This window comes from Acidovorax sp. A79, from assembly GCF_041154505.1.
Classification (GTDB): Bacteria; Pseudomonadota; Gammaproteobacteria; order Burkholderiales; family Burkholderiaceae_C; genus Acidovorax.
Map to the genome: position 1 here is coordinate 2439070 of NZ_AP028672.1, position 23197 is coordinate 2462266.

At 64.5% G+C, this 23197-nt stretch carries 29 protein-coding genes; 6 read left to right on the top strand and 23 right to left on the bottom strand.

The window, feature by feature from the left end; genetic code table 11:
- Positions 1-10: 10 nt before the first annotated feature.
- The 22 genes from rpsD to ACAM51_RS11265 all read right to left on the bottom strand — a co-directional run bounded on the left by rpsD (position 11) and on the right by ACAM51_RS11265 (position 15231).
- Positions 11-634 (bottom strand): 30S ribosomal protein S4, encoded by a 624-nt coding sequence (rpsD, locus tag ACAM51_RS11160; RefSeq protein ID WP_218296832.1) that lies wholly within the window; start codon positions 632-634, stop codon positions 11-13.
- Positions 635-726: 92 nt separating this feature from the next.
- The gene (gene rpsK / locus ACAM51_RS11165) at positions 727-1131 is read right to left on the bottom strand and encodes a 30S ribosomal protein S11 (protein WP_005793662.1); all 405 of its coding nucleotides are present in this window, start codon (positions 1129-1131) and stop codon (positions 727-729) included.
- Between the two features lie 18 nt (positions 1132-1149).
- Positions 1150-1515, bottom strand: a complete 366-nt coding sequence (gene rpsM / locus ACAM51_RS11170; protein ID WP_008906516.1) for a 30S ribosomal protein S13 — start codon at positions 1513-1515, stop codon at positions 1150-1152.
- Between the two features lie 23 nt (positions 1516-1538).
- A complete protein-coding gene (gene rpmJ / locus ACAM51_RS11175) occupies positions 1539-1652 on the bottom strand; it encodes a 50S ribosomal protein L36 (RefSeq protein WP_005793651.1) in 114 nt (37 codons plus the stop codon).
- A 149-nt stretch (positions 1653-1801) separates the two neighbouring features.
- Complete coding sequence (gene secY / locus ACAM51_RS11180) at positions 1802-3121, bottom strand: preprotein translocase subunit SecY (RefSeq protein ID WP_218296831.1); 1320 nt, start codon at positions 3119-3121, stop codon at positions 1802-1804.
- A gap of 24 nt (positions 3122-3145) precedes the next feature.
- Positions 3146-3577 (bottom strand): 50S ribosomal protein L15, encoded by a 432-nt coding sequence (gene rplO / locus ACAM51_RS11185; RefSeq protein ID WP_055395677.1) that lies wholly within the window; start codon positions 3575-3577, stop codon positions 3146-3148.
- Positions 3578-3587: 10 nt separating this feature from the next.
- Positions 3588-3770: a 50S ribosomal protein L30 gene (gene rpmD, locus ACAM51_RS11190; protein ID WP_007861725.1), complete on the bottom strand. Its 183-nt coding sequence runs from the start codon at positions 3768-3770 to the stop codon at positions 3588-3590.
- A 14-nt stretch (positions 3771-3784) separates the two neighbouring features.
- A complete protein-coding gene (gene rpsE, locus ACAM51_RS11195; RefSeq protein WP_218296830.1) occupies positions 3785-4303 on the bottom strand; it encodes a 30S ribosomal protein S5 in 519 nt (172 codons plus the stop codon).
- A 16-nt stretch (positions 4304-4319) separates the two neighbouring features.
- Positions 4320-4685 carry a 50S ribosomal protein L18 gene (gene rplR / locus ACAM51_RS11200; RefSeq protein WP_005793639.1) on the bottom strand — a complete coding sequence of 122 codons (366 nt, stop codon included), beginning with the start codon at positions 4683-4685 and terminating at the stop codon, positions 4320-4322.
- An 11-nt stretch (positions 4686-4696) separates the two neighbouring features.
- Positions 4697-5230, bottom strand: coding sequence for a 50S ribosomal protein L6 (gene rplF / locus ACAM51_RS11205; protein WP_218296829.1), 534 nt, complete (start codon positions 5228-5230; stop codon positions 4697-4699).
- 25 nt (positions 5231-5255) lie between these two features.
- A complete protein-coding gene (rpsH, locus tag ACAM51_RS11210) occupies positions 5256-5651 on the bottom strand; it encodes a 30S ribosomal protein S8 (protein WP_008906523.1) in 396 nt (131 codons plus the stop codon).
- Between the two features lie 20 nt (positions 5652-5671).
- On the bottom strand, positions 5672-5977 hold the full coding sequence (rpsN, locus tag ACAM51_RS11215; protein ID WP_007861712.1) for a 30S ribosomal protein S14: 306 nt from the start codon (positions 5975-5977) through the stop codon (positions 5672-5674).
- An 8-nt stretch (positions 5978-5985) separates the two neighbouring features.
- Positions 5986-6525 (bottom strand): 50S ribosomal protein L5, encoded by a 540-nt coding sequence (gene rplE / locus ACAM51_RS11220; protein WP_005793632.1) that lies wholly within the window; start codon positions 6523-6525, stop codon positions 5986-5988.
- A gap of 9 nt (positions 6526-6534) precedes the next feature.
- Positions 6535-6855 carry a 50S ribosomal protein L24 gene (gene rplX, locus ACAM51_RS11225; protein ID WP_008906524.1) on the bottom strand — a complete coding sequence of 107 codons (321 nt, stop codon included), beginning with the start codon at positions 6853-6855 and terminating at the stop codon, positions 6535-6537.
- A 9-nt stretch (positions 6856-6864) separates the two neighbouring features.
- Entirely contained in the window at positions 6865-7233 is a 369-nt protein-coding gene (rplN, locus tag ACAM51_RS11230; RefSeq protein ID WP_007861702.1) for a 50S ribosomal protein L14, read from the bottom strand.
- Positions 7234-7428: 195 nt separating this feature from the next.
- Complete coding sequence (locus ACAM51_RS11235; protein ID WP_369643570.1) at positions 7429-9021, bottom strand: FAD-dependent oxidoreductase; 1593 nt, start codon at positions 9019-9021, stop codon at positions 7429-7431.
- Between the two features lie 188 nt (positions 9022-9209).
- A complete protein-coding gene (locus ACAM51_RS11240) occupies positions 9210-10940 on the bottom strand; it encodes an ABC transporter substrate-binding protein (protein WP_218296827.1) in 1731 nt (576 codons plus the stop codon).
- A gap of 114 nt (positions 10941-11054) precedes the next feature.
- A complete protein-coding gene (locus ACAM51_RS11245; RefSeq protein ID WP_218296826.1) occupies positions 11055-11363 on the bottom strand; it encodes a DUF2160 domain-containing protein in 309 nt (102 codons plus the stop codon).
- A 12-nt stretch (positions 11364-11375) separates the two neighbouring features.
- Positions 11376-12188 carry a carbohydrate ABC transporter permease gene (locus tag ACAM51_RS11250; protein ID WP_369643571.1) on the bottom strand — a complete coding sequence of 271 codons (813 nt, stop codon included), beginning with the start codon at positions 12186-12188 and terminating at the stop codon, positions 11376-11378.
- Positions 12181-13077, bottom strand: a complete 897-nt coding sequence (locus ACAM51_RS11255) for a carbohydrate ABC transporter permease (protein ID WP_218296824.1) — start codon at positions 13075-13077, stop codon at positions 12181-12183. Before ACAM51_RS11255 ends, ACAM51_RS11250 begins: the two co-directional genes overlap by 8 nt.
- Complete coding sequence (locus ACAM51_RS11260) at positions 13074-14150, bottom strand: ABC transporter ATP-binding protein (RefSeq protein ID WP_218296823.1); 1077 nt, start codon at positions 14148-14150, stop codon at positions 13074-13076. Before ACAM51_RS11260 ends, ACAM51_RS11255 begins: the two co-directional genes overlap by 4 nt.
- Before the next feature lies 1 nt (position 14151).
- The gene (locus tag ACAM51_RS11265; RefSeq protein ID WP_218296822.1) at positions 14152-15231 is read right to left on the bottom strand and encodes an ABC transporter ATP-binding protein; all 1080 of its coding nucleotides are present in this window, start codon (positions 15229-15231) and stop codon (positions 14152-14154) included.
- A 190-nt stretch (positions 15232-15421) separates the two neighbouring features.
- Between ACAM51_RS11265 and ACAM51_RS11270 the strand changes: the two genes are divergently transcribed.
- Positions 15422-16186 (top strand): DeoR/GlpR family DNA-binding transcription regulator, encoded by a 765-nt coding sequence (locus ACAM51_RS11270; RefSeq protein ID WP_218296821.1) that lies wholly within the window; start codon positions 15422-15424, stop codon positions 16184-16186.
- A 159-nt stretch (positions 16187-16345) separates the two neighbouring features.
- Positions 16346-17839: a glycerol kinase GlpK gene (gene glpK, locus ACAM51_RS11275; protein WP_369643572.1), complete on the top strand. Its 1494-nt coding sequence runs from the start codon at positions 16346-16348 to the stop codon at positions 17837-17839.
- 15 nt (positions 17840-17854) lie between these two features.
- On the opposite strand, the gene ACAM51_RS11280 is transcribed toward glpK, so the two are convergent.
- Positions 17855-18574, bottom strand: coding sequence for a GntR family transcriptional regulator (locus ACAM51_RS11280; protein ID WP_369643573.1), 720 nt, complete (start codon positions 18572-18574; stop codon positions 17855-17857).
- Positions 18575-18667: 93 nt separating this feature from the next.
- On the opposite strand from ACAM51_RS11280, the gene ACAM51_RS11285 reads away from it, so the two are divergent.
- The 4 genes from ACAM51_RS11285 (at position 18668) to proC (ending at position 23128) form a co-directional block, all read left to right on the top strand.
- A complete protein-coding gene (locus ACAM51_RS11285; protein WP_218296818.1) occupies positions 18668-20365 on the top strand; it encodes a thiamine pyrophosphate-binding protein in 1698 nt (565 codons plus the stop codon).
- Positions 20366-20437: 72 nt separating this feature from the next.
- On the top strand, positions 20438-21415 hold the full coding sequence (locus ACAM51_RS11290; protein ID WP_218296817.1) for a tripartite tricarboxylate transporter substrate binding protein: 978 nt from the start codon (positions 20438-20440) through the stop codon (positions 21413-21415).
- 17 nt (positions 21416-21432) lie between these two features.
- Positions 21433-22257 (top strand): VOC family protein, encoded by an 825-nt coding sequence (locus ACAM51_RS11295; RefSeq protein WP_369643574.1) that lies wholly within the window; start codon positions 21433-21435, stop codon positions 22255-22257.
- 34 nt (positions 22258-22291) lie between these two features.
- Positions 22292-23128: a pyrroline-5-carboxylate reductase gene (gene proC / locus ACAM51_RS11300; RefSeq protein ID WP_218296815.1), complete on the top strand. Its 837-nt coding sequence runs from the start codon at positions 22292-22294 to the stop codon at positions 23126-23128.
- The last annotated feature ends 69 nt before the right edge of the window (positions 23129-23197 follow it).

A 23197-nucleotide genomic window follows, 5' to 3' on the forward strand; every position in this document is an offset into this window, starting at 1 on the left:
TACCGAGCGATTAGCGCGAGTACAACTCAACGATCAGGGATTCGTTGATGTCGGCGCCAAACTCATCACGGTCCGGCACCTTCTTGAAGATGCCTTCGGCCTTCTCGGCGTTCACTTCCACCCACGCAGGCATGCCGACCTGGGCAGCCAATTGCAGGGCTTCAACAATGCGGTTCTGCTTCTTGGACTTTTCACGCACGGCCACCACATCGCCCGTCTTCACGAGGTAGGACGCGATGTTCACGGACTTGCCGTTCACCGTGATCGCCTTGTGCGAGACCAGCTGGCGCGCTTCGGCGCGGGTCGAGCCGAAGCCCATGCGGTACACCACGTTGTCGAGACGGGATTCCAGCAGGAACAGCAGGTTGGCGCCGGTATTGCCCTTCTTGCCTTCGGCGGCTTCGAAGTAGCGGCGGAACTGCTTTTCCAGCACGCCGTACATGCGCTTGACCTTCTGCTTTTCACGCAGTTGCAGGCCGTAGTCGGACGTGCGGGCACCGGAGGTGCGGCCGTGCTGGCCTGGCTTGGAGTCGAACTTGGACTTGTCGGCAATCGAGCGACGTGCGCTCTTGAGGAACAGGTCCGTGCCTTCACGGCGGGAGAGTTTGGCCTTGGGGCCGAGGTAACGTGCCACTTGAGCTTCCTTTGTGTCATCTACCGCAAACCATTGCGGGAGCCGCCTGAGGCGCTTGCGCGTTCACAGGCGGCGGTGGGCTTAGAGAGAGATTAGATACGACGGCGCTTTTGAGGGCGGCAGCCGTTGTGAGGCACGGGGGTCACATCGGAGATGGACGTGATGCGAATGCCCAGGGCGCCCAGAGCACGCACCGAGGATTCACGCCCTGGGCCAGGACCCTTGATTTCAACGTCAAGGTTCTTGATGCCTTGGTCGATGGCAGCGCGGCCAGCCACTTCCGAAGCTACTTGGGCTGCGAAGGGAGTGGACTTGCGCGAGCCCTTGAAACCTTGGCCACCGGACGATGCCCACGACAGGGCATTGCCCTGGCGATCGGTGATCGTGATGATGGTGTTGTTGAACGAGGCGTGCACGTGTGCAATGCCGTCCGAAACATTCTTCCGGACCTTCTTGCGAACGCGCTGAGCTGCGTTATTGGCAGGAGACTTAGCCATGATGATCTTTCAATCTCTTTATTTCTTCAGTGCAGCTGCACCCTTGCGCGGACCCTTGCGAGTGCGTGCATTGGTACGGGTGCGCTGACCACGCATTGGCAGACCGCGGCGATGGCGGAAGCCACGATAGCAGCCGATGTCCATCAAGCGCTTGATGTTCATCGTGGTTTCGCGGCGCAGGTCACCTTCAATGGTGAACTGCTCGATTTGCTCGCGAATTTTTTCCAGATCACCATCCGTCAGATCCTTGATCTTCTTGGAGTAAGCGATACCAGTTGCTTCGCAGATCTTGCGAGCGCGGGTGCGACCAATGCCAAAAATGGCGGTCAAACCGATTTCCGCGTGCTTGTGCGGCGGAATGTTAATGCCAGCGATACGTGCCATATGCGTCCTCTAATACTTTCCAATCAACCTTGGCGCTGCTTGTGACGCAGATCCGTGCAGATCACGCGCACCACACCCTTGCGGCGGATGATCTTGCAGTTGCGGCAGATTTTTTTGACCGAAGCCGAAACTCTCATTGCATTCTCCTAAAACTTTTCCATCCGTCCCGGCTGTTTCGCACGGAACACAATTTGTGCCCGCGAAAAATCGTGGGGCGCCAACTCAACCGATATCCAGTTCTGCAGGCAGTCGCCGCTACGCGACCAACTGCCTTCCTTCATCATCATCAACCGCCTGCGTTGCCCTTGAAATTCGCTTTCTTGAGCAGCGATTCGTACTGTTGCGACATCATGTAGTTCTGAACCTGGGCCATGAAGTCCATTGTCACCACCACAATGATCAGCAGCGATGTCCCACCAAAGTAGAACGGAACGTTGTACTTCAAGATCAGGAACTCTGGCAGCAAGCACACGAAGGTGATGTACACAGCGCCTGCCAAGGTCAGGCGAACCAGGATCTTGTCGATATAACGGGCCGTCTGCTCACCGGGCCGGATGCCTGGGATGAACGCACCGCTCTTCTTCAGGTTATCTGCAGTCTCACGGCTGTTGAACACCAGTGCCGTATAGAAGAAGCAGAAGAACACAATCGCGGCAGCGTAGAACATCACATAGATGGGCTGACCAGGAGTCAACGCACCCGAGATGTCCTTCAACCAGCGCATCGACTCGCCTGCACTGAACCAGTTCACCACCGTGGCGGGCAACAGGATGATCGACGAAGCAAAGATCGGAGGAATCACGCCAGCCATGTTCAGCTTGAGGGGCAAGTGCGACGACTGACCGCCGTAGACCTTGTTACCTACCTGCCGACGGGCGTAGTTCACCAGAATCTTGCGCTGACCACGCTCCACAAACACCACGAAGTAGGTCACCAGACCGACCACGAGGACGATGAAGATGGCGGCCAGGATGCTCATGGCACCCGTACGAACCAGTTCAAGGAGACCACCGATGGAACTGGGCAATCCGGCTGCGATACCTGCAAAGATCAGGATCGAGATACCGTTGCCCAAACCACGTTCAGTGATCTGCTCACCCAGCCACATCAGGAACATCGTGCCGGCGGTCAGGCTGACGACGGCGGTCATGCGGAACCCGAAACCAGGGCTCAGCACCAGGCCTGCGGAGCTTTCCAGCGCGACGGCAATACCCAGCGACTGGAACAGAGCCAGGCCCAACGTTCCGTAGCGGGTGTACTGCGTGATCTTCCTGCGACCGGCTTCGCCTTCCTTCTTCAACTGCTCGAACGTGGGAATCACGTAAGTCATCAGCTGCATGATGATCGATGCCGAGATGTACGGCATGATCCCCAGAGCGAAGACCGTGAAACGCGACAGCGCACCACCCGAGAACATGTTGAACAGGTTCAGGATGCCGCCTTGCTGGCCACTGAACAGCTGCTGGAGTTGGGCTGGATCGATACCAGGCACAGGGATATGAGCCCCTATGCGATACACGACCAGCGCAAGCAACAGAAAAACCAGACGGCGACGCAGGTCGCCGAACTTGCCGGTCTTTGCAATTTGAGCTGCGCTAGTAGCCACAGATGCCTTCCTTCAGAGCCACACTCAGGCGACGCTGCCGCCAGCAGCTTCGATCGCTGCCTTGGCACCTGCCGTAGCGCCCACGCCATTGAGCTTGACAGCCTTGGTGAGGGAACCGCTCTTGATGACCTTGACCACCTTGGCCAGCTCGCCCACGAGGCCAGCTTGCTTGAGTGCCAGCACGTCCACTTCGGCCAGGCCGAGCTGATCGAGCGCCGTCAGCGTCACTTCTGCATTGAACTTGAGCAGGTGCGACTTGAAGCCGCGCTTGGGCAAGCGACGTTGCAGAGGCATTTGACCGCCTTCGAAGCCCACCTTGTGGTAGCCACCGGCGCGCGACTTCTGACCCTTGTGACCACGGCCAGCGGTCTTGCCCAGGCCGGAGCCGATACCACGGCCTACACGGCGCTTGGCATGCTTGGCACCGTCTGCGGGCTTGATGCTATTGAGTTCCATGATCTATCTCTCAGAGGACTTTGACCAGATAGCTGATCTTGTTAATCATGCCGCGCACTTCGGGCGAGTCCTGCAGTTCGCTCACGCTGTTGAGCTTGCGCAGGCCCAGGCCACGGACGGTGGCGCGGTGCGATTCCTTGGTGCCGATAGGGCTGCGCACCAATTGAATCTTGACGGTTTGTTGCGTTGTCATTTTCAGGCTCCGATTCAGGCGAAGATGTCTTCGACCGTCTTGCCGCGCTTGGCTGCCACATTCGACGGAGTGGTCGAATTGACGAGCGCATCAAAAGTGGCACGGACCATGTTGTAGGGGTTGGAGGAACCATGGCTCTTGGCCACGATGTCCGTCACGCCCAGCACTTCGAAAACGGCGCGCATGGGGCCGCCAGCAATGATGCCGGTACCCTTGGGAGCGGGAGCCATCATCACGACAGCAGCGCCATGGTGGCCCGTCACGTTGTGGTAGATGGTGCCGTTCTTGAGCGATACCTTGACCATGTTGCGGCGGGCTTCTTCCATCGCCTTTTGCACGGCAGCAGGCACTTCCTTGGACTTGCCCTTGCCCATGCCAACACGGCCGTCACCGTCGCCAACCACCGTCAGTGCGGCGAAGCCGAGGATACGGCCGCCCTTCACGACTTTGGTCACGCGGTTGACCGCGATCATTTTTTCGCGCAGACCGTCGTCCTGACCTTCGCTCTGCACTTTGGGTTGAAATTTAGCCATTTTTTATTCGCTCCGCTTAGAACTGCAGGCCGGCTTCACGGGCTGCGTCGGCCAGGGCCTTGACGCGACCGTGGTAGGCAAAGCCTGCGCGATCAAATGCAACCTTCTCGACACCCGCAGCCTTCGCTTTTTCAGCGATGCGCTTGCCGATGATCTGGGCTGCAGCGGCATTGCCACCCTTGCCCGAACCGCCGAGCGACTTGCGCACGTCGGCTTCTGCCGTCGATGCACTTGCCAGCACCTTGCTGCCATCGCCGGAGATCACACTGGCGTAGATATGGAGGTTCGTACGGTTCACGGTGAGACGCGCCACGCCTTGCTGTGCAATGCGGATGCGGGTCTGGCGCGAACGACGAAGACGCTGCTCTTTCTTGGTCAACATGTTGCAGCTCCTTATTTCTTCTTGGTCTCTTTGATCGTGATCTTTTCGTCCGCATAGCGGATACCCTTGCCCTTGTAGGGCTCGGGTGGACGAACAGCACGGATCTCAGCAGCGATTTGCCCCACACGCTGGCGGTCAGCACCCTTGATCACCACTTCCGTGGGCGTGGGGGTTGCGACCGTAATGCCAGCGGGCATTTCGATATTGACCGGGTGCGAATAGCCCACAGCCAGGTTCAGCTTGGAACCGGAAGCAGCAGCCTTGTAACCCACACCCACCAGGCTCAGCTTCTTTTCAAAGCCCTTGCTGACACCGACCACCATGTTGTTGACCAACTGGCGAATCGTGCCGCTCATGGCATTGGCTTCGCGGGAGTCGTTGACAGGCGCAAAGCTCAGCTTGCCTTCATTGCTCGACACCTTCACCAGCACATTCTGTGCGAGCGAGAGGGCGCCACCAGAACCCTTGACAGAGATCTGGTCATCTTTCACGGACACATCCACGCCAGCGGGGATGGTCACGGGCATTTTTCCTACTCGGGACATTTCAGTTTCTCCTCAATGCCGCGGGTTAGGCCACGTAGCAGAGCACTTCGCCACCGACACCGGTAGCGCGCGCCTTGCGATCGGTCATCACGCCCTTGGGCGTCGTGACAATTGCCACACCCAGACCGTTCATGACTTGTGGAATGGAATCACGGCCTTTGTAGACACGCAGTCCGGGGCGGCTGACGCGCTCGATGCGCTCAATCACGGGACGGCCTGCGTAGTACTTCAGGGCAATTTCGAGTTCCGACTTGCCAGCTTCGGTTTTCACCTGGAAGCCGTCGATATAACCTTCGTCCTTCAGCACCTGGGCGATGGCAATCTTCACTTTGGAAGAAGGCACCAGAACCGTGGCCTTGGCGACCATCTGTGCATTACGGATGCGGGTCAGCAAGTCAGCGATGGGATCACTCATGCTCATGTTTAATCTCTCCTGCCTGCTTACCAGCTGGCCTTGGTGACACCAGGGATGTCGCCTGCAAAAGCCAGTTCACGGATCTTGGCGCGAGCCAGACCGAATTGACGGAAGGTGCCGCGAGGACGACCGGTGATTTCGCAACGGTTGCGCTGACGCGTCGGGTTGGCATTGCGGGGGAGCTTTTGCAGGCCCAGGCGGGCTGCATCGCGCTCTTCGTCGCTGCGCTTGGCATCGCCAGCGATTGCCTTCAGTTCCGCATACTTGGTTGCGTACTTGGCTGCCAGTTTTTCGCGCTTCAGTTCGCGCTGGATCAAAGCTACTTTAGCCATGCTTCGCCTCAGTTCTTGAACGGGAAACGGAAACCAGCGAGGAGAGCCTTGGCTTCTTCGTCCGACTTGGCCGTCGTGGTGATGCTGATATTGAGACCGCGCAAGGCATCCACCTTGTCGTACTCGATTTCAGGGAAAATGATCTGTTCCTTGACGCCGATGTTGTAGTTGCCACGGCCGTCGAAAGCGCGGCCGGAGATACCACGGAAGTCACGAACGCGGGGCAGAGCCACGGTCACGAAACGGTCCAGGAACTCATACATCTGCACGCCGCGCAGCGTGACCATGCAACCGATGGCCTGGCCTTCGCGGATCTTGAAACCGGCGATAGCCTTCTTGGCCTTGGTCACCACGGGCTTCTGACCAGCAATCTTGGTCAGGTCGGCCACGGCGTTGTCCATCACCTTCTTGTCCGAGACTGCCTCGCTCACGCCCATGTTCAGGGTGATCTTGGTCAGACGGGGAACCTGCATCGGCGAGGTGTATCCGAACTGCTTGGTCAGTTCGGGAGCGATCTTGTCGCGGTAAATTTCTTGGAGTCGTGCCATGTTTACCCCTTAGGCCGCCTTGATTTCAGCGCCGCTGGACTTGAACACGCGAACGCGCGTGCCGTCAGCCTGCACCTTGATGCCCACGCGATCAGCCTTGCCGGTCGCGGCATTGAAGATGGCCACATTGGACTGGTGAATCGGCATGGCCTTTTCAATGATGCCGCCCGTCGTACCCTTCATGGGGTTTGGCTTGGCGTGCTTCTTGACGAGGTTGATGCCGTCGATGACGAGGTGGGAGTCATCCTTGCGCAGCGACACCGTGCCACGCTTGCCCTTGTCACGGCCGGTCAGCACGATGACTTCGTCGCCCTTGCGAATCTTGTTCATGGCGCGTCCTTAGAGAACTTCAGGAGCCAGGGACACGATCTTCATGAACTTCTCGGTACGCAATTCACGCGTCACGGGTCCAAAGATGCGGGTGCCGATAGGCTCCAACTTTGCGTTCAGCAACACTGCAGCGTTGCCATCGAATTTGACGAGCGAACCGTCGCCACGGCGAATACCCTTCGCCGTGCGAACGACCACCGCACTGTAAACCTCGCCTTTTTTGACGCGGCCACGTGGAGCGGCTTCTTTGATGCTCACCTTGATGATGTCGCCAACGCTTGCATAGCGACGCTTGGAACCACCCAGCACCTTGATGCAAAGGACGGACTTAGCGCCGGTATTGTCGGCAACCTCTAACCGAGATTCTGTCTGGATCATTTCAATATTCCCAACTTGCACCAGAAGACAACAGCCCCAGAGAACTTCTCAAGGGCTGCGGATCAGCCAGTCAGTCTTGGGCCCGTCGTCCGCACCGCAAACCATTTGCAGCACTTCCCGCTGGGCAGAAACTTCACGTAGGAAACGCGAAGCCCTCGATTATTGCAAAGGACTTCAGGAAAGTCAAGCGCCGCATCAGCCAGGGGCGTGCAGATACTGTTGCGCCAGCGCCAGAAAGTCGCCGAGACGAGGGTCCGAACCCAGTTCCTCCTGCAGGAGGCCAGCGACGGCGGGCGCCAGTTCAATGGCCTTGCGGGCATCGAGGAACAGCAGCCTGCAGCGGCGCGCCAGCACATCTTCCACCGTGCGGGCGTATTCATGCCGCGCAGCGAACCGCACCATCGCCTCCGTCAGGCCGCCGCCCAGATCCGTCTGTGCACCCGGCATTTCCTGAACGGCCGCCGCTTCGCTGCCATAGGAGTGCAGCCCCTGGGCATCGCTGATACGGTGCCGCACAGGCCCCGGGGGCGTTCCCACCAGGGGCAAATGATTGGTCACGCCCGCGGGTTTTTCGGGCAGCAGGCCCGTGGTGAAGCATTTTTGCAACACATCTTCAGCCATGGCGCGGTAGGTGGTCCATTTGCCACCGGTCACGGTGATCAGGCCGCTGCGGCTGGCCAGGACGGTGTGCTCGCGGCTGATTTTCTTGGTGTTGTCGCCATCGTCGTCCTGCGGCTTCACCAAGGGACGCAGGCCCACCCAGATGCTGCGGATGTCCCCGATCTTGGGGGCGCGGGTGAGGTAGCGCGCCGATTCTTCCAGGATGAACTGGACTTCCTCGTGGAAAGGCTCCGGCTCCCGCACGATGTCCTGGCGCGGGCTGTCCGTCGTCCCCAGAATGAGCTTGCCCAGCCAGGGCACTGCAAACAGGACCCGGCCATCGGCTGTCTTGGGCACCATGAGGGCATGGTCGGAGGGAAGGAACTCGCGATCCACCACGATGTGCACACCCTGGCTTGGCGCCACGATCGGCTTGACGGGGCGGCCAATGGCCTCGCCGTCCATCTGGCGCAGGGCATCCACCCACACGCCGGTGGCATTCACCACGGTGCGGGCGCGAACAGTGAACTGCTGGCCGCTGTCGGCGTCCTCGCAGACAAGGCCCGCCACCTTTCCCGCCTCGTGGACCAGGGACCGCGCAGGACAGTAGTTGACCACCAGGGCGCCCAGACCCGCCGCCGTCCGCGCCAGCGCCAGGGCCAGCCGGGCATCGTCGAACTGCCCGTCCCAGTACTTGACCCCTCCCTTGAGCCCCTCGGTCCGGGCCGTGGGCAGGCATTCCAGGGTGCGCGCACGGCCCAGGAACTGGGTGGCACCCAGTCCGGCTTTTCCGGCCAGGGCGTCGTACATCATGAGCCCGATGCCATAAAAAGGCGTCTCCCAGAAACGGTACGAGGGCATCACGAAAGGCAGGGGCTGGGCCAGATGCGGCGCGTTGTGCAGCAAGGTCGTGCGCTCGTGCAGCGCTTCGCGCACCAGCGCGATGTTGCCCTGGGCCAGGTAGCGGACACCGCCATGCACCAGCTTGGTGGCACGGGACGAGGTCCCCTTGGCGAAGTCGTGCGAATCCACCAGGACCACGCTGAAACCGCGCGCCGCCGCATCCACAGCGACTCCCAGCCCCGTCGCCCCGCCACCAATCACGGCAAGGTCGTAGTGGTGCGGCTGGGCCAGACGGGCCAGCAGGTCGGCGCGTCGCGTAGGAAGGGGGGCAGTGGCGATGGTCATGGGGTGATTGTCCATGGGCGGAACAAGAATTAAGGGTTTACCCTTGAATTCTTGGCACTTCCGGGATGAGAAACCGCCCAAGGGGAAGGAACTCCGGGGGCGGCATGGAGTAAAAAAAGGCAGCCAGAGACCTTGTGAGCCCTGGCTGCCGGTGGCATCAGTCGTCAAGAAGCGACCGCTTCAGGGTCTCAACGTGCCTTGCCGTCCTTCCAAGCCTGCAGCAGCGTGCCGTACGCAATCGTCTGGCCCTTCGGCTTCTCATTGGCCAGCTTGGCCCAAGGCGCCTGCTTGTCGCTCAGCCACTTGGCGTTGTCGCTCTTCGGATTGAGCTTGGGGGCGCAATGCGCCATGCCGGCACGTTCCAGACGGGCCATCACCTGGTCCATTTCGTCGGCCAGCGTGTCCATGGCGCCCTGGGGCGTCTTCTCACCCGTGACCGCCTGCGCCACATTCTTCCACCACAGCTGTGCCAGCTTGGGGTAGTCAGGCACGTTGGTACCGGTGGGCGACCATGCCACGCGGGCGGGACTGCGATAAAACTCGACCAGACCGCCCAGCTTGGGCGCCATGTCGGTCATGGCCTTGGACTGGATGTCGCTCTCGCGGATCGGGGTCAGGCCCACGATGGTCTTCTTGAGCGACGTGGTCTTGGCCGTCACGAACTGGGCGTAGAGCCAGGCAGCGGCGGTCTTGTTGGCGTCGTGGTCCTTGAAGAAGGTCCAGCTGCCCACGTCCTGGTAGCCGTTCTGCATGCCCTGCTTCCAGTACGGGCCGTTCGGGCCGGGGGCCATGCGCCACTTGGGCGTGCCGTCGGCATTCACCACAGGCAGGCCGGGCTTGGTCATGTCGGCCGTGAAGGCGGTGTACCAGAAGATCTGCTGGGCGATCTGGCCCTGGGCGGGCACGGGGCCGGCTTCGCCGAAGGTCATGCCCGTGGCTTCCTTGGGCGCGTACTTCTTCATCCAGTCCACGTACTTGGTCAGCGCGTAGACCGCAGCAGGCGAGTTGGTAGCGCCGCCACGGGCCACCGAGGCGCCCACGGGCGTGCACTTGTCGTCGGCCACGCGGATGCCCCATTCGTCGATCGGCAGGCCGTTGGGCGCGCCAATGTCCGCCGTGCCCGCCATGGACAGCCATGCATCCGTGAAGCGCCAGCCCAGCGAAGGGTCCTTCTTGCCGTAGTCCATGTGGCCATAGATGGGCTTGCCGTCGATGTTCTTCACGTCGTTGGTGAAGAACTCGGCGATGTCCTCATAGGCGCTCCAGTTGAGCGGCACGCCCAGGTCGTAGCCGTACTTGGCCTTGAACTTGTCCTTGATGTCCTTGCGGTCGAACAGGTCGGCGCGGAACCAGTACAGGTTGGCGAACTGCTGGTCGGGCAGCTGGTACATCTTTCCGTCCGGGCCGGTCGTGAACTTGGTACCGATGTAGTCCTTGAGGTCGATGCCGGGGTTGGTGAATTCCTTGCCCGCGCCGCCCATGTAGTCGGTCAGGCTCATGATCTTGCCGTAGCGGTAGTGCGTACCGATCAGGTCCGAATCGGAGATCCAGCCGTCATAGATCGACTTGCCGGACTGCATGGAGGTCTGCAGCTTCTCGACCACGTCGCCTTCCTGGATCAGGTCGTGCTTGACCTTGATGCCCGTGATTTCCTCGAACGCCTTGGCCAGCGTCTTGGATTCGTATTCGTGGGTGGTGATGGTTTCAGACACCACCGAGATTTCCTTCACGCCCTTGGCCTGCAGCTTCTTGGCCGCATCGATGAACCACTTCATCTCGGCCATCTGCTGGTCCTTGCTCAGCGTGGAAGGCTGGAACTCGCTGTCAATCCACTTCTTGGCTTCCGCCTCGCCCGCCATGGCGGCCTGGCCCGTCATGACCGCAACTGCCAATGCCAGCGCTGTGTACCGCGTCTTCATAGTGCCTGTCTCCTCATAGTCATCTCCCCTTTTGGATGCAAGGGTCGCCCGGCTCCGGGGAAGGGTTGAGCCGCGCGACGGGAACCAACGGAATGAAAGCTGCCTGCGAACGCGCTACCCCTTGCGCAGGATCAGCGCCAGCAGCGCCATCGACAGCACGAAGCTGATCCAGATCGAAGGATCGCCCTGAAGGCTGAACCACTGGGCCAGCTTGCCGCTGATGCCCACAAAAATCAGATTCACGTAGGCCGCTGACAACAGCCCAATAAACAGCCGATCACCGCGCGTCGTCTCCAGCGGCAAAAAACCCTTGCGCATCGTCGTGGGCGACTTGATCTCCCACACCGTCATGCCAATCAGCATCAGTACGATGCAAATGAAGAACACCGCCACGGGCAGCGTCCAAGCCATCCACTCAAACATGGCGATATCTCCTCAAACCCGGCCCATCGCGAAACCCTTCGCGATGTAGTGCCGAACAAACCAGATCACGATGGCACCCGGCACGATGGTCAGCACGCCGGCGGCGGCCAGCGTGGCCCAGTCCATGCCGCTCGCGCTCACCGTGCGCGTCATGGTGGCCACGATGGGCTTGGCATTCACGCTGGTCAGCGTGCGCGCCAGCAGCAGCTCCACCCAGCTGAACATGAAACAGAAGAACGCCGCCACGCCCACGCCGGCCTTGATCAGCGGCAGGAAGATCGTCATGAAAAAGCGCGGAAAGCTGTAGCCATCGATATAGGCCGTCTCGTCGATCTCGCGCGGAATGCCGCTCATGAAGCCTTCCAGGATCCATACCGCCAGCGGCACGTTGAACAAGAGGTGCGCCAGCGCCACGGCAATGTGCGTGTCCATCAGCCCCACGGTGGTGTAGAGCTGGAAGAACGGCAGCAAAAACACGGCCGGCGGCGTCATGCGGTTGGTCAGCAGCCAGAAGAACACATGCTTGTCGCCCAGGAACTGGTAGCGCGAGAACGCATAGGCCGCCGGCAGCGCCACGGTCAGCGATATCACCGTGTTGATGGCCACGTAGATCAGGCTGTTGATGTAACCCGAGTACCAGGACTCGTCGGTGAAGATGGTCTTGTAGTTGTCCCACGTGAAGTTCTGGGGAAAGAACGAGAACGTCGAGAGGATCTCCGCGTTGGTCTTGAAGCTCATGTTGACCATCCAGTAGATGGGCAGCACGGCGAAGACCAGGTAGGCGATCAGGAACACCGACCGCTTGTGGAAGCGTTTTTCATTCATGGCCGGCCCCTTCGTTGCTGGCGGTGCCCACGCGCTGCATCCAGTTGTAGAGGATGAAGCACAGCAGCAGGATGATGAAGAAATAGATCAGCGAGAACGCTGCGGCGGGGCCCAGGTCGAACTGGCCCACGGCCTTGGTCGTCAGGTACTGGCTCAGGAAGGTGGTGGCATTGCCCGGCCCGCCACCCGTGAGCACGAAGGGCTCGGTGTAGATCATGAAGCTGTCCATGAAGCGCAGCAGCACCGCGATCATGAGCACGCCGCGCATCTTGGGCAGCTGGATGTAGCGGAACACCGCGAACTTGCTGGCGCCGTCGATGCGTGCCGCCTGGTAGTACGCATCCGGGATGGAGCGCAGGCCGGCGAAGGCGAGCAGCGCGACCAGCGGCGTCCAGTGCCACACGTCCATCAGCAGCACCGTGAGCCACGCATGCGCGGCGTTGCCGGTGTAGCTGTACTCGATGCCCGCCTCCTGCAGCAGGCGCCCCATGAGGCCGATATCCGCGCGGCCATAGATCTGCCAGATGGTGCCCACCACGTTCCAGGGAATCAGCAGCGACAGCGCCACCACCACCAGCACGGCGGACGACTTCCACCCCTGCGCGGGCATGGACAGAGCGAGCAGGATGCCCAGCGGGATCTCCACCGCCAGCACGGCCAGCGAGAACGTGATCTGGCGCCACAGCGCGGCGTGCAGCTCCTCGTCGCGCATCACGGCGGCGAACCACTCGGTGCCCACGAACACCCGGCGCTCGGGCGAAATGATGTCCTGCACCGAGTAGTTCACCACCGTCATCAACGGAAGGATGGCCGAGAAAGCCACGCAGATGATGACCGGAAGGATCAGGAACCAGGCCTTCTGGTTCACGGGCTTGGTGGTGGTGCTCATGCCAGCAGCTCCTCGTTTTGATAGAAGCACGTGTGCTCGCCGAGCACCTGCAGCCAGACGGCATCCCCCGCGGAAGGCAGCCGTGCTTCCGGGCTGAAGCGCGCCTTGAGCGTGTGCTCGCCCACCTTGGCGGTCAGCATCAGGTAGGTACCGATGTCCTGCACCTGCACCACCGTGCAGGGCAACGCGCCGGCTTGGCCGGGCTCGGCCAGGGCCAGGTACTCGGGCCGCACGCCCACCTGCAACACACCTTCGGGCAGGGCGCGGTCCACCGGCGCGGCCAGGCGGTGGCCCGCCACCGACAACGCGGCTCCATCGCGCTGGGCGGGCAGGAAGTTCATGCCGGGCGAGCCGATGAAGTGGCCCACAAAGACGTGTGCGGGCCGCTCGAACAGCGCGTCGGCCGAGCCCACCTGCACGGCACGGCCGCGCGTCATCACCACCACCTGATCGGCAAAGGTCAGTGCCTCGACCTGGTCGTGCGTCACATAGATCAGCGTGAGCTTGAGTTCGTGGTGGATCTGCTTGAGCTTGCGCCGCAGCTGCCACTTGAGGTGCGGGTCGATCACCGTGAGCGGCTCGTCGAACAGCACGGCCGCCACATCGGCGCGCACCAGGCCACGGCCCAGCGATATCTTCTGCTTGGCATCGGCCGCGAGGCCGGCCGCGCGCTGGTTGAGCTGCCCACTCATCTCCAGCATCTCGGCGATCACGCCCACGCGCTGCCTGATCTGGTCTTCGGGCACCTTGCGGTTGCGCAGCGGGAAGGCCAGGTTCTCGGCCACCGTCATGGTGTCGTAGATCACGGGGAACTGGAACACCTGCGCAATGTTGCGCTCCTGCGGGCTGGCGCGCGTCACGTCGCGGCCATCGAACAGCACCTTGCCGTGCGAGGGCACGAGCAGGCCCGACATGATGTTGAGCATGGTGGTCTTGCCACAGCCCGAGGGGCCCAGCAGCGCATAGGCACCGCCGTCCTCGAACTCCATCTTGAGCGGCAGCAGCGCGTAATCGCTGTCCTGCTGCGGGTTGGGCTTGTAGGAATGCGCCAGATCCAGACTAATGCGAGCCATTTCAGCGCCCTCCCTGGCGCGCGGGCGCCCATGCCAGCCGGCCGTCAGCGCCAAACACATAGGCCTGCGCCGGGTCCAGATGCAGCGTGAGGGGCGTGCCCAGTTCGAAGTAATGCACCCCCGTCAGCTGGGCGACCAGGTCACCCCAGGGCGTCGTGGCGTGCACGAAAGTGTCGGACCCGGAAATCTCGGCCAGCTCCACCACGCCCCCCACGCTGATGTCATCAGGGCGGGCATGTACGCGCAGCGCGCTGGCGCGCACGCCCACGGTGAGCCCCGCGGCCGTGGCCACACCCTGCGGCAGCGGCACGGCCAGCTCCACGCCGCCCTCCAGGCGCACGCCACGCGGGGTTGCCGATGCGGCGATCAGGTTCATGGGCGGGTCGCTGAAGGCACGCGCCACGCGCAGCGAGTTGGGCGCATGGAACACCTCCGCCGTCGGGCCGTACTGCAGCAGCTGCCCCTCGTCCAGCACGGCGGTGTAGCCGCCCAGCAGCAGGGCCTCGCCCGGCTCGGTGGTCGCATAGACCACCGTGGACTGGCCGGCGGCAAACAGCTGCGTCAGTTCTTCACGCAGCTCTTCGCGCAGCTTGTAGTCCAGGTTCACCAGGGGCTCATCGAGAAGCATCAGCGGCGCGCCCTTGGCCAAAGCACGGGCCAGCGCCACGCGCTGCTGCTGCCCACCCGACAGCTCGGCCGGATAGCGGTCCAGGAACATGTCGATGTGCAGGCGGCTGGCGATCTCGCGCACCCGGGCGTCGATGTTCTTTTCGCCGCGCAGCTTGAGCGGCGACGCAATGTTGGCCGCCACCTTCATCGAGGGGTAGTTGATGAACTGCTGGTACACCATGGCCACGTTGCGGTCGCGCACGGGCATGCCGGTCACATCCACGCCATCGACCGTCACGCGGCCCGCGGTCGGCGTGTCCAGCCCTGCCATGATGCGCATGAGGCTGGTCTTGCCTGCCTGCGTGGCGCCCAGCAGCACCGTCACGGCGCCGCTGTGCAGCGCCAGGCTCATGTCATGGAGCCAGGTCTGCGGACCAACCTTCTTGCTGATGCTGTCCAGTGCCAGCTGCATCACGCAACCTTTCTAATGGGCCCCTGAGGGCCGGGTGGATCTGGCTCCCTGCCGCGCACGCAGCAAAACGCCTCGTTTTCGATTGCGTTCATTTTTGTTCTTTTTTGATCGTATTGAATCAAGGTTTACCCTTAACAGGTTCCTTTTTGTTCGATTTAAAGTATCTCCAATCCTCAGACCATTGATTCGCGTGAATACGAACCCCCGACAACTGCTGCTTCTCGAAGAAGTCCGCGCGCGCAAGTCCGCCACGGTCGAACAACTGGCCGACACGCTGGGCGTGACGCTGCAGACCGTGCGCCGCGATGTGCAGCGCCTGGCCGAGTCCGGCCTGCTCACGCGCTTCCATGGCGGCGTGCGCGTGCCCAGCTCCACGGTGGAGAACCTGGCCCACACCCAGCGCGAGACGCTGCATGCCGAAGGCAAGGCACGCATAGCGCGCGCCGTGGCCGAACAGGTGCCCAACGACTGCTCGCTGATCCTGAACATCGGCACGACCACGGAAGCCATCGCCAAGGCGCTGCTGCACCACCGCGGCCTGCGCGTGATCACCAACAACCTGAACGTGGCTGCCATCCTGAGCGGCAACCCCGAGTGCGAGGTCATCGTGGCCGGCGGCGTGGTGCGCGCGCGCGACCGCGGCATCGTGGGCGAGGCGGCGGTGGATTTCATCCGCCAGTTCAAGGTGGACATCGCGCTCATCGGCATCTCGGGCGTCGAGCCCGACGGCTCGCTGCGCGACTTCGACTACCGCGAGGTGAAGGTGGCGCAAACCATCATCGAGCAGTCGCGCGAGGTCTGGCTGGCGGCCGACCACAGCAAGTTCAACCGCCCGGCCATGGTGCAGCTGGCCACGCTGCAGCAGATCGACCGCCTGTTCACCGATGCGCCACCGCCTGAGCCCTTTCCCGTATTGCTCCAGGACGCCGAGGTCATCTGCACGGTCGCTGCATGACAGAAGGCCCCCCGAGTCGCCTGCGGCGCCTTCCCCCGGTGGTGGACGACGCCCTCGCTGCGGGGCGGCCCTTGCTCGGCGTCCGCTGGCCTGGGCCGCGCGCTGATCGACCGCCGTGGACACTACGTGGATTCATACATTTCGGAGCCCCTCGTCACCATGACCTACCTGCTCGCCCTCGACCAAGGCACCTCCAGCTCCCGCAGCATCGTTTTTGACGAAGGCGGCCACATCGTGGCGCAGGCGCAGCTGGAGCTGCCGCAGATCTACCCACAGCCCGGCTGGGTCGAGCATGACCCGCTGGAGATCTGGCGCACCCAGCTGGCCACGGCACGCAATGCGCTGGCCAAGGCGGGCATAGCGGCGAGCGCCGTGCGCGCGGTGGGCATCACCAACCAGCGCGAGACCACGGTGCTGTGGAACCGCAGGACCGGCCAGCCCGTGCACCACGCCATCGTTTGGCAGGACCGGCGTGCCGAACCCGCCTGCGCACAGCTGCGCGAACAAGGCCACGCAGCCACCATCCAGGCCAAGACCGGGCTGCTGGTGGACGCCTACTTCTCGGGCACCAAGCTGCAGTGGCTGCTGGACCATGTCCCCGGTGCGCGCGAAGCCGCCGAGCGCGGCGACCTGGCCTTTGGCACGGTGGACAGCTGGCTGATGTGGAAACTCACCCATGGCCAGGTGCATGTGACGGACGTGAGCAACGCCTCGCGCACCATGCTCTTCAATGTGCACACCAACCAGTGGGACGACGAGCTGCTGGCGCTGCTGCGCATTCCAAAGGCGCTGATGCCCGCAGTGCTGCCGTCGAGCGCCCACTTTGGCGACATCGCCCCCGACCTGCTGGGCCACTCCATCCGCATCGGCGGCGTGGCGGGCGACCAGCAAAGCGCGCTGTTTGGCCAGGCCTGCTTCACTGCCGGCATGGCCAAGAACACCTACGGCACCGGCTGCTTCATGCTGATGCACACGGGCGGCGTGTTCCAGACCAGCCAGAACGGCCTGCTCACCACCAGCGCGGCGCAGGCAGGCACGGCGCCCGAATACGCCATGGAGGGCAGTGTCTTCGTGGGCGGCGCCGTGGTGCAGTGGCTGCGCGACGGCCTGCGCGCCATCTCCACCAGCAACGAGGTCGAATCGCTGGCGCAAAGCGTGCCCGACTCGGGCGGCGTGATGATGGTGCCCGCCTTCACGGGCCTGGGCGCCCCGTACTGGAAGCCCGATTCGCGCGGCACCATCACGGGCCTCACGCGCGGCACCACGCTGGGCCACATCGCCCGCGCAGCGCTGGAAAGCATCGCCTACCAGAGCGCCGCCCTGCTCCTGGCCATGAGCCGCGATGCCGTGGCCGCCGGCGGCGCACCGGTCAGCGAGCTGCGCGTGGACGGCGGCGCCTGCATCAACGACCTGCTGATGCAGTTCCAGGCCGACCTGCTGGGCATCCCGGTGGTGCGCCCGGCCGTCATCGAAACCACGGCCCTCGGTGCGGCCTATCTGGCGGGGCTGTCGAGCGGCGTGTACCGCAGCACGGACGAACTCTCGCAGCTGTGGCGCGCCGACCGCCGCTTCGTTCCCACGCTGGGCAGCGCGCGCGCGCAGGAGCTGATGGCGAACTGGGAACACGCCGTGCGGCAGACCACGGCCGCATAGGCAGGCTCACCGCCTTCAGGCCGCGGGCGGCATGGCCCCGGGCGGCGGCGCCTGCTCCTGCGGCAGGTAGATGCGCGCCAGCCCCCGCGTGATCGCGTCCACGATCTGGTCGCGCCGCAATGCGATGTGCGCGGACAGCAGACGCTCGCTCAGGGCCGGGTCCCGCGCGCGCAGGGCTTGCAGGATGTCCTGGTGCTCATGCTGGGTGGAATCGCGCCCGACGTTTTCCATGTCAATCCAGCGGATGAACCGGATGCGTTCATTGAGGCTCAGCAGCATGCGCCGCAATTCGGAATTGCCCGCCATGTCCGCGATGCGCATGTGAAAGCCCTCGTCCAGCTCCACCAGCCGCTGCACCGCAGCCGCGGCGGGAACGCGCCGGCTCTCCTCCAGGTAGGAACAGGCCTCTTCCACCTGGGCGTCCGTTGCCCGCTCGATCGCCAGCCGCATGCATTCGCGCTCGATCGCCACGCGCGCTTCATACAGGTCCAGGGTTTCCTGCACGTCGAGCGGGCGGCGCATGTAGCCCCGCGTGGCCGGCTGCAGGAACCCTTCCGTCACCAGCCGCCCCAGGGCCTCGCGCACGGGCGTGCGGCTCACGCCCAGGCGCTCGGCCAGCTCGATTTCGCTCAGGCGCTCTCCGGGCTTGAACTGGTAGGCAATCGCCATGTGCCGCAGCGTGTTGTAGACGCTGGAACCTCTCTCGCGGCGAATCTTGGCAATGGGAGCTGTCATGGGGGTGTATTGTGCACGCGCTCTTTCAGAATTCATTTAGGTATACTTAAATGAATTCTCGCGAATCACCCAACCCGACGAAGGCCCTCCGACATGACGACCCCTTTCAATGGCGCCGATGCGATGGTGCGCATGCTGCAGCACAACGGCGTGAAGCACATCTTCGGCCTGTGCGGCGACACCAGCCTGCCGTTCTATGACGCCCTGGCGCGCCTGGACCACGGCATCGACCACATCCTTACCCGCGACGAGCGCAGCGCCGGCTACATGGCCGACGCCTACGCCCGCGTGACCGGCAAGGTGGGTGTGTGCGAGGGCCCCAGCGGCGGGGGCGCCACCTACCTGCTGCCCGGGCTGGTGGAGGCCAACGAGTCCTCCGTGGCGGTGCTGGGCATCACCTCGGATGTGTCGGTGGGCGCGCGCGGCAAATTCCCGCTGACCGAACTCGACCAGCAGGCGCTCTACCGCCCCCTGACCAAATGGAACACCACCATCGACCGGGTGGACCAGATTCCGCATGCCGTGCGCAGTGCTTTCCGTGCCATGACCACGGGCCGCCCCGGCGCGGCCCACATCTGCCTGCCCTACGACGTGCAAAAACATGCCATCGACCCCGCGGAGGTGTGGGCGCAGCCAGGGCATGGCCAGTTTCCCGCCCACCGCTCGGCACCCGACCCCGCGGCGGTGGACGAGGCCGCCGACCGCCTCGTGGCGGCCACGTCGCCCGTGCTCATCTGCGGCGGCGGCGTGGTGATCGCTGGCGCCAGCGCGGCGCTCGACGCCCTGGCCACGCTGCTCAACGCGCCGGTCTGCACCAGCGTGAGCGGCCAGGGCAGCCTGGCCGACACGCACCCGCTGAACGCGGGCGTGGTCGGCACCAATGGCGGGATCGATGCCACCCGCGCCGTGGTGGCGCAGGCCGACCTCGTCCTGTTCATCGGCGCGCGCGCGGGCTCCACCACCACCGAGCACTGGCAGATGCCGTCCCGCAAGGTCACCATCCTGCACCTTGACGTGGATGCGATGACCATCGGCACCAACTACCGCACCGACGTGGCGCTGGTCGGGGATGCCCTGCTCGGCCTGCAGGCGCTGCACGCCGCGGTGCAGGCGCGCATCGGGCGCCGCCCCGCCCACGCGGCCGATGGCGGGGCGCTGGCCGGCGAGGCACGCGCCCGCAAGCAGGCCTTCTTCGCACCGCTGGCGGCATCGCTGGACCGCCCCATCAAGCCCGAGCGCGTGGTGGACGTGCTCAACCGGCTGCTGCCGCCCCGCGCCATCGTGGTGGCCGACCCCGGCACGCCCTGCCCCTACTTCACCGCCTACTTCAACGCACCGCAATCAGGGCGCCACTTCATCACCAACCGGGCGCACGGCGCGCTCGGTTTCGCCATGTCGGCCGGCGTGGGCGCGGCGTTCGGGCAGCCGGACTCGGTGGTGGTTTCCGTCATGGGCGACGGCAGCTTCGGCTTCACCTGCGGGGAGCTGGAGACCATCGTGCGCCGCAACGTGCCCCTGAAGATGATCGTGTTCTCCAATGCGGTCTATGGCTGGATCAAGGCCAGCCAGAAAACCGGCTACGACGGGCGCTACTTCTCCGTGGACTTCAACCGCACCCACCATGCGCGCGTGGCCGAGGCCTTCGGCGTGAAGGCCTGGCAGGTGGAGGACCCCGCCGACCTCGAGGGCGCCATCAGGGCGGCCCTCCTGCACGACGGCCCGGCGCTGGTCGACGTGGTCTCGCAGGAACTACAGGACACGGCCGTGCCCGTGAGCCAGTGGATGGGCTGAGGCCCGCCCCCCGGCATGTCCGCGGGCGCCAGCCTTGGCGCCCGCCGCTGATTCACTTGAAGAGGAGTTTCCATGACCCGCACCGCGTCCCGCCGCCAGATCCTGTCGGCCGCCCTTGCATCCGCCCTGGGGCTGGGCGGCCCCGCGCTGGCCAGCAACGATGCAAACCTCAAGCTGGTGATCACCTTTCCACCGGGGGGCAGCACCGACATCGCGGCGCGCATCCTGCAGCCCCGCCTGGCCGAGAAGGCGGGCCGCCCGGTGGTCGTGGAGAACCGGCCCGGCGCGGCCAGCCAGATCGCCACGCAGTACGTGGCCAAGTCGGCCCCGGACGGCAACACCGTGCTGGTGAGCTTCGACACCCACGCCATCAACCCCATCGCCAAGCCCCGGCTGCCCTACGACACCTTCAAGGATTTCGCGGGCGTCTCGCTGGCGCTGCGGTTTCCGCTGGTGATCGGCGCCGCCGCCTCCGTGCCGGCCAAGGACCTGCGCGGCTTCCTCGACCTGGCCGCCAAGGCGCCCGGCAAATACAGTTACGCATCCACCGGCCTCGGCTCGATGAACCACCTGGTGATGGAGGACATCAAGCGCCGCTCCGGCACCTTCGTGCTGCATGTGCCCTTTGGCGGCGGCGGCCCCGCCGTCCAGGCGGTGCTGGGCGACGTGGCCAGCCTGACCTTGCTCAGCTATGCGGCGCTGCGCGGCCAGATCGCCGCGGGCAAGATCAAGCCGCTGGCCGTGACGGGCGCCCGGCGCCTGCCCGAACTGCCCGACGTGCCCACCGTGGCCGAATCGGGATTCCCCGGCTTCGAGGCCTATTCCTGGATCGGGCTGTTCGTGCCCGCCGCGACACCGGCCGCCACGGTCCACCAGCTGACCGAGGACTTCCAGGCCACCCTGCAGACGCCCGACATCAAGGCCAGGCTCACGCAGGCGGGCTTTGAAGTCGTCGCCAGCGACGGGCCGGGCCTGGAGCGCCACGTGCGCGAGGAATACGAGCGCTGGGGCAAATTCGTGCGCGAAACCCGGCTGAAGCTGGACGAATGACCATGGAGCCCCACGCCATGCCCTTCGCCCTGGACCACATCGTCATCGCCGTGGCCGACCTGCAAGCCGCCATCGCCGACTATCGCGCCCTGGGCCTGCAGGTGCTTCCCGGCGGGCAGCACCCGGGGCGCACCTCGCACAACGCCCTGGTGGTGTTTGCGGACGGCGCCTACCTGGAACTCATCGCATGGCGGGCCCCGGCCCCCGAAGAGCGCTGGTACCGCACGCTGCGCGACCATGGCGAGGGCCTGGTGGACTTCGCGCTGCGTGCGCCGGACACCGTGCAGGCGCTGGCGGACGCACGCGCGCGCGGGCTCGGCACCCTGACCGGCCCGGTCGACGGCGGCCGGCTGCGGCCCGACGGCGCGCAGCTTCGCTGGCAGACCGCGCGCCACGCCACGCCGGACGTTCCCTTCCTGTGCGGCGACATCACCCCCCGGGCCCTGCGCGTGCCCGAAGGCGCCGCCCGGGTCCACCCCAACGGCGCAGAGGGCGCTGCGGCGCTGACGGTGGCCGTGCACGACCTGGATGCCACCCTGGCGCGCTACCAGGCCCTGCTGGGCGCGCAGGCGCAGGCCGCCACCCTGGCCAGCGCAGGCGGAATCCGCACCGCGCGGCTCCCGCTGGGCAGCACGCTGCTGTGGCTGCAGAGCCCCGAGCGCGCGGCCAGCGCCCCCGGCGCGGCAGAACCGCCCGCCGCCCAGGCGCTGCGCGAGCGGCTGGCCTCGCGCGGCGAAGGGCCCTGCGCGCTGGTCCTTCGCCGCCGCGCTGACACGCTCCCGCCCGGCACCGCGGCCACCCTCGGCGTCGCGCTCCAATGGCTGGCCGCCGAGATTCCCTAAACTGCCAGCTTTTGATTCCCTCCGCCTGCCCGACATGAACACCACCGCCGCTCCCACCTCCCTGCCCGTCATCGCCTTCATCGGCGGTGGCAACATGGCCAGCGCCATCATTGGCGGGCTGATCCACCAGGGCCACCCCGCCCGCGACATCGAAGTGGTCGAGCCCTGGCCCGAAGCGCGCGAGGCGCTGCGCAAGAACTACGGGATCGAGGCCCAGCCCGAAGCCGGCCCCGCCCTGCAGCGCGCCCGCATCGTGGTCTGGGCCGTCAAGCCCCAGACCTTCAAGGACGCGGCCGCCCAGGCCCGGGCCCACACGCAGGACGCGCTGCACCTGAGCGTGGCCGCCGGCATCCGCTCGGACAGCATCGCCCAATGGCTGGGCACCGAACGCATCGTGCGCACCATGCCCAACACGCCGGCGCTGGTGGGCAAGGGCATGAGCGCGCTGTATGCCCGCCCCGCCGTGGACGCGGCCGCCCGCGTGCAGGTCGAGTCCATCATGGCGTCCACCGGGGAATTCCTGTGGGTGGAAAGCGAAAAGCAGCTCGACGCGGTCACGGCGCTGTCGGGTTCGGGCCCGGCGTATGTCTTTTACTTCCTGGAAGCCATGACCCGCGCGGGCGTCGGCATGGGGCTGTCGCAGCAGCAGGCGCACCAGCTGGCCGTGGGCACGTTCGTGGGCGCATCGGAGCTGGCGCGCCGCTCCGACGAGCCGCCCGCCGTGCTGCGCCAGCGCGTCACCTCCAAAGGCGGCACCACCTACGCGGCGCTGCAGTCCATGGAGGCCGCGGGCATGGGCGCGAGCTTCGAGGCCGCCATGCGCGCCGCCGAGCAGCGGGCGCTTGAACTGGGCGATGAATTCGGCGGCTAAGCCCCGAGGCGCTGCCCTGGCCGGGGCCATGCCGTCCGCGGCCAGCGGGTACCGCGCAGCCCCGTGACA

Excerpts from the sequence above, each read along its gene's own strand:
- rpsN (WP_007861712.1), bottom strand. The coding sequence starts at position 5,977 with ATGGCTAAAGTAGCTTTGATCCAGCGCGAACTGAAGCGCGAAAAACTG.
- ACAM51_RS11280 (WP_369643573.1), bottom strand. The coding sequence starts at position 18,574 with ATGACAGCTCCCATTGCCAAGATTCGCCGCGAGAGAGGTTCCAGCGTC.
- ACAM51_RS11260 (WP_218296823.1), bottom strand. The coding sequence starts at position 14,150 with ATGGCTCGCATTAGTCTGGATCTGGCGCATTCCTACAAGCCCAACCCG.
- ACAM51_RS11245 (WP_218296826.1), bottom strand. The coding sequence starts at position 11,363 with ATGTTTGAGTGGATGGCTTGGACGCTGCCCGTGGCGGTGTTCTTCATT.
- rplR (WP_005793639.1), bottom strand. The coding sequence starts at position 4,685 with ATGTTGACCAAGAAAGAGCAGCGTCTTCGTCGTTCGCGCCAGACCCGC.
- ACAM51_RS11250 (WP_369643571.1), bottom strand. The coding sequence starts at position 12,188 with ATGAATGAAAAACGCTTCCACAAGCGGTCGGTGTTCCTGATCGCCTAC.
- rplF (WP_218296829.1), bottom strand. The coding sequence starts at position 5,230 with ATGTCCCGAGTAGGAAAAATGCCCGTGACCATCCCCGCTGGCGTGGAT.
- ACAM51_RS11265 (WP_218296822.1), bottom strand. The coding sequence starts at position 15,231 with ATGCAGCTGGCACTGGACAGCATCAGCAAGAAGGTTGGTCCGCAGACC.
- rplO (WP_055395677.1), bottom strand. The coding sequence starts at position 3,577 with ATGGAACTCAATAGCATCAAGCCCGCAGACGGTGCCAAGCATGCCAAG.
- rpsH (WP_008906523.1), bottom strand. The coding sequence starts at position 5,651 with ATGAGCATGAGTGATCCCATCGCTGACTTGCTGACCCGCATCCGTAAT.
- rplX (WP_008906524.1), bottom strand. The coding sequence starts at position 6,855 with ATGAACAAGATTCGCAAGGGCGACGAAGTCATCGTGCTGACCGGCCGT.
- rpsE (WP_218296830.1), bottom strand. The coding sequence starts at position 4,303 with ATGGCTAAATTTCAACCCAAAGTGCAGAGCGAAGGTCAGGACGACGGT.
- ACAM51_RS11295 (WP_369643574.1), top strand. The coding sequence starts at position 21,433 with ATGCCCTTCGCCCTGGACCACATCGTCATCGCCGTGGCCGACCTGCAA.
- rplN (WP_007861702.1), bottom strand. The coding sequence starts at position 7,233 with ATGATCCAGACAGAATCTCGGTTAGAGGTTGCCGACAATACCGGCGCT.
- glpK (WP_369643572.1), top strand. The coding sequence starts at position 16,346 with ATGACCTACCTGCTCGCCCTCGACCAAGGCACCTCCAGCTCCCGCAGC.
- ACAM51_RS11285 (WP_218296818.1), top strand. The coding sequence starts at position 18,668 with ATGACGACCCCTTTCAATGGCGCCGATGCGATGGTGCGCATGCTGCAG.
- ACAM51_RS11290 (WP_218296817.1), top strand. The coding sequence starts at position 20,438 with ATGACCCGCACCGCGTCCCGCCGCCAGATCCTGTCGGCCGCCCTTGCA.
- rpmJ (WP_005793651.1), bottom strand. The coding sequence starts at position 1,652 with ATGAGAGTTTCGGCTTCGGTCAAAAAAATCTGCCGCAACTGCAAGATC.
- proC (WP_218296815.1), top strand. The coding sequence starts at position 22,292 with ATGAACACCACCGCCGCTCCCACCTCCCTGCCCGTCATCGCCTTCATC.
- ACAM51_RS11240 (WP_218296827.1), bottom strand. The coding sequence starts at position 10,940 with ATGAAGACGCGGTACACAGCGCTGGCATTGGCAGTTGCGGTCATGACG.
- ACAM51_RS11255 (WP_218296824.1), bottom strand. The coding sequence starts at position 13,077 with ATGAGCACCACCACCAAGCCCGTGAACCAGAAGGCCTGGTTCCTGATC.
- rplE (WP_005793632.1), bottom strand. The coding sequence starts at position 6,525 with ATGGCACGACTCCAAGAAATTTACCGCGACAAGATCGCTCCCGAACTG.
- ACAM51_RS11235 (WP_369643570.1), bottom strand. The coding sequence starts at position 9,021 with ATGACCATCGCCACTGCCCCCCTTCCTACGCGACGCGCCGACCTGCTG.
- rpsK (WP_005793662.1), bottom strand. The coding sequence starts at position 1,131 with ATGGCTAAGTCTCCTGCCAATAACGCAGCTCAGCGCGTTCGCAAGAAG.
- rpmD (WP_007861725.1), bottom strand. The coding sequence starts at position 3,770 with ATGACAACGCAACAAACCGTCAAGATTCAATTGGTGCGCAGCCCTATC.
- rpsM (WP_008906516.1), bottom strand. The coding sequence starts at position 1,515 with ATGGCACGTATCGCTGGCATTAACATTCCGCCGCACAAGCACGCGGAA.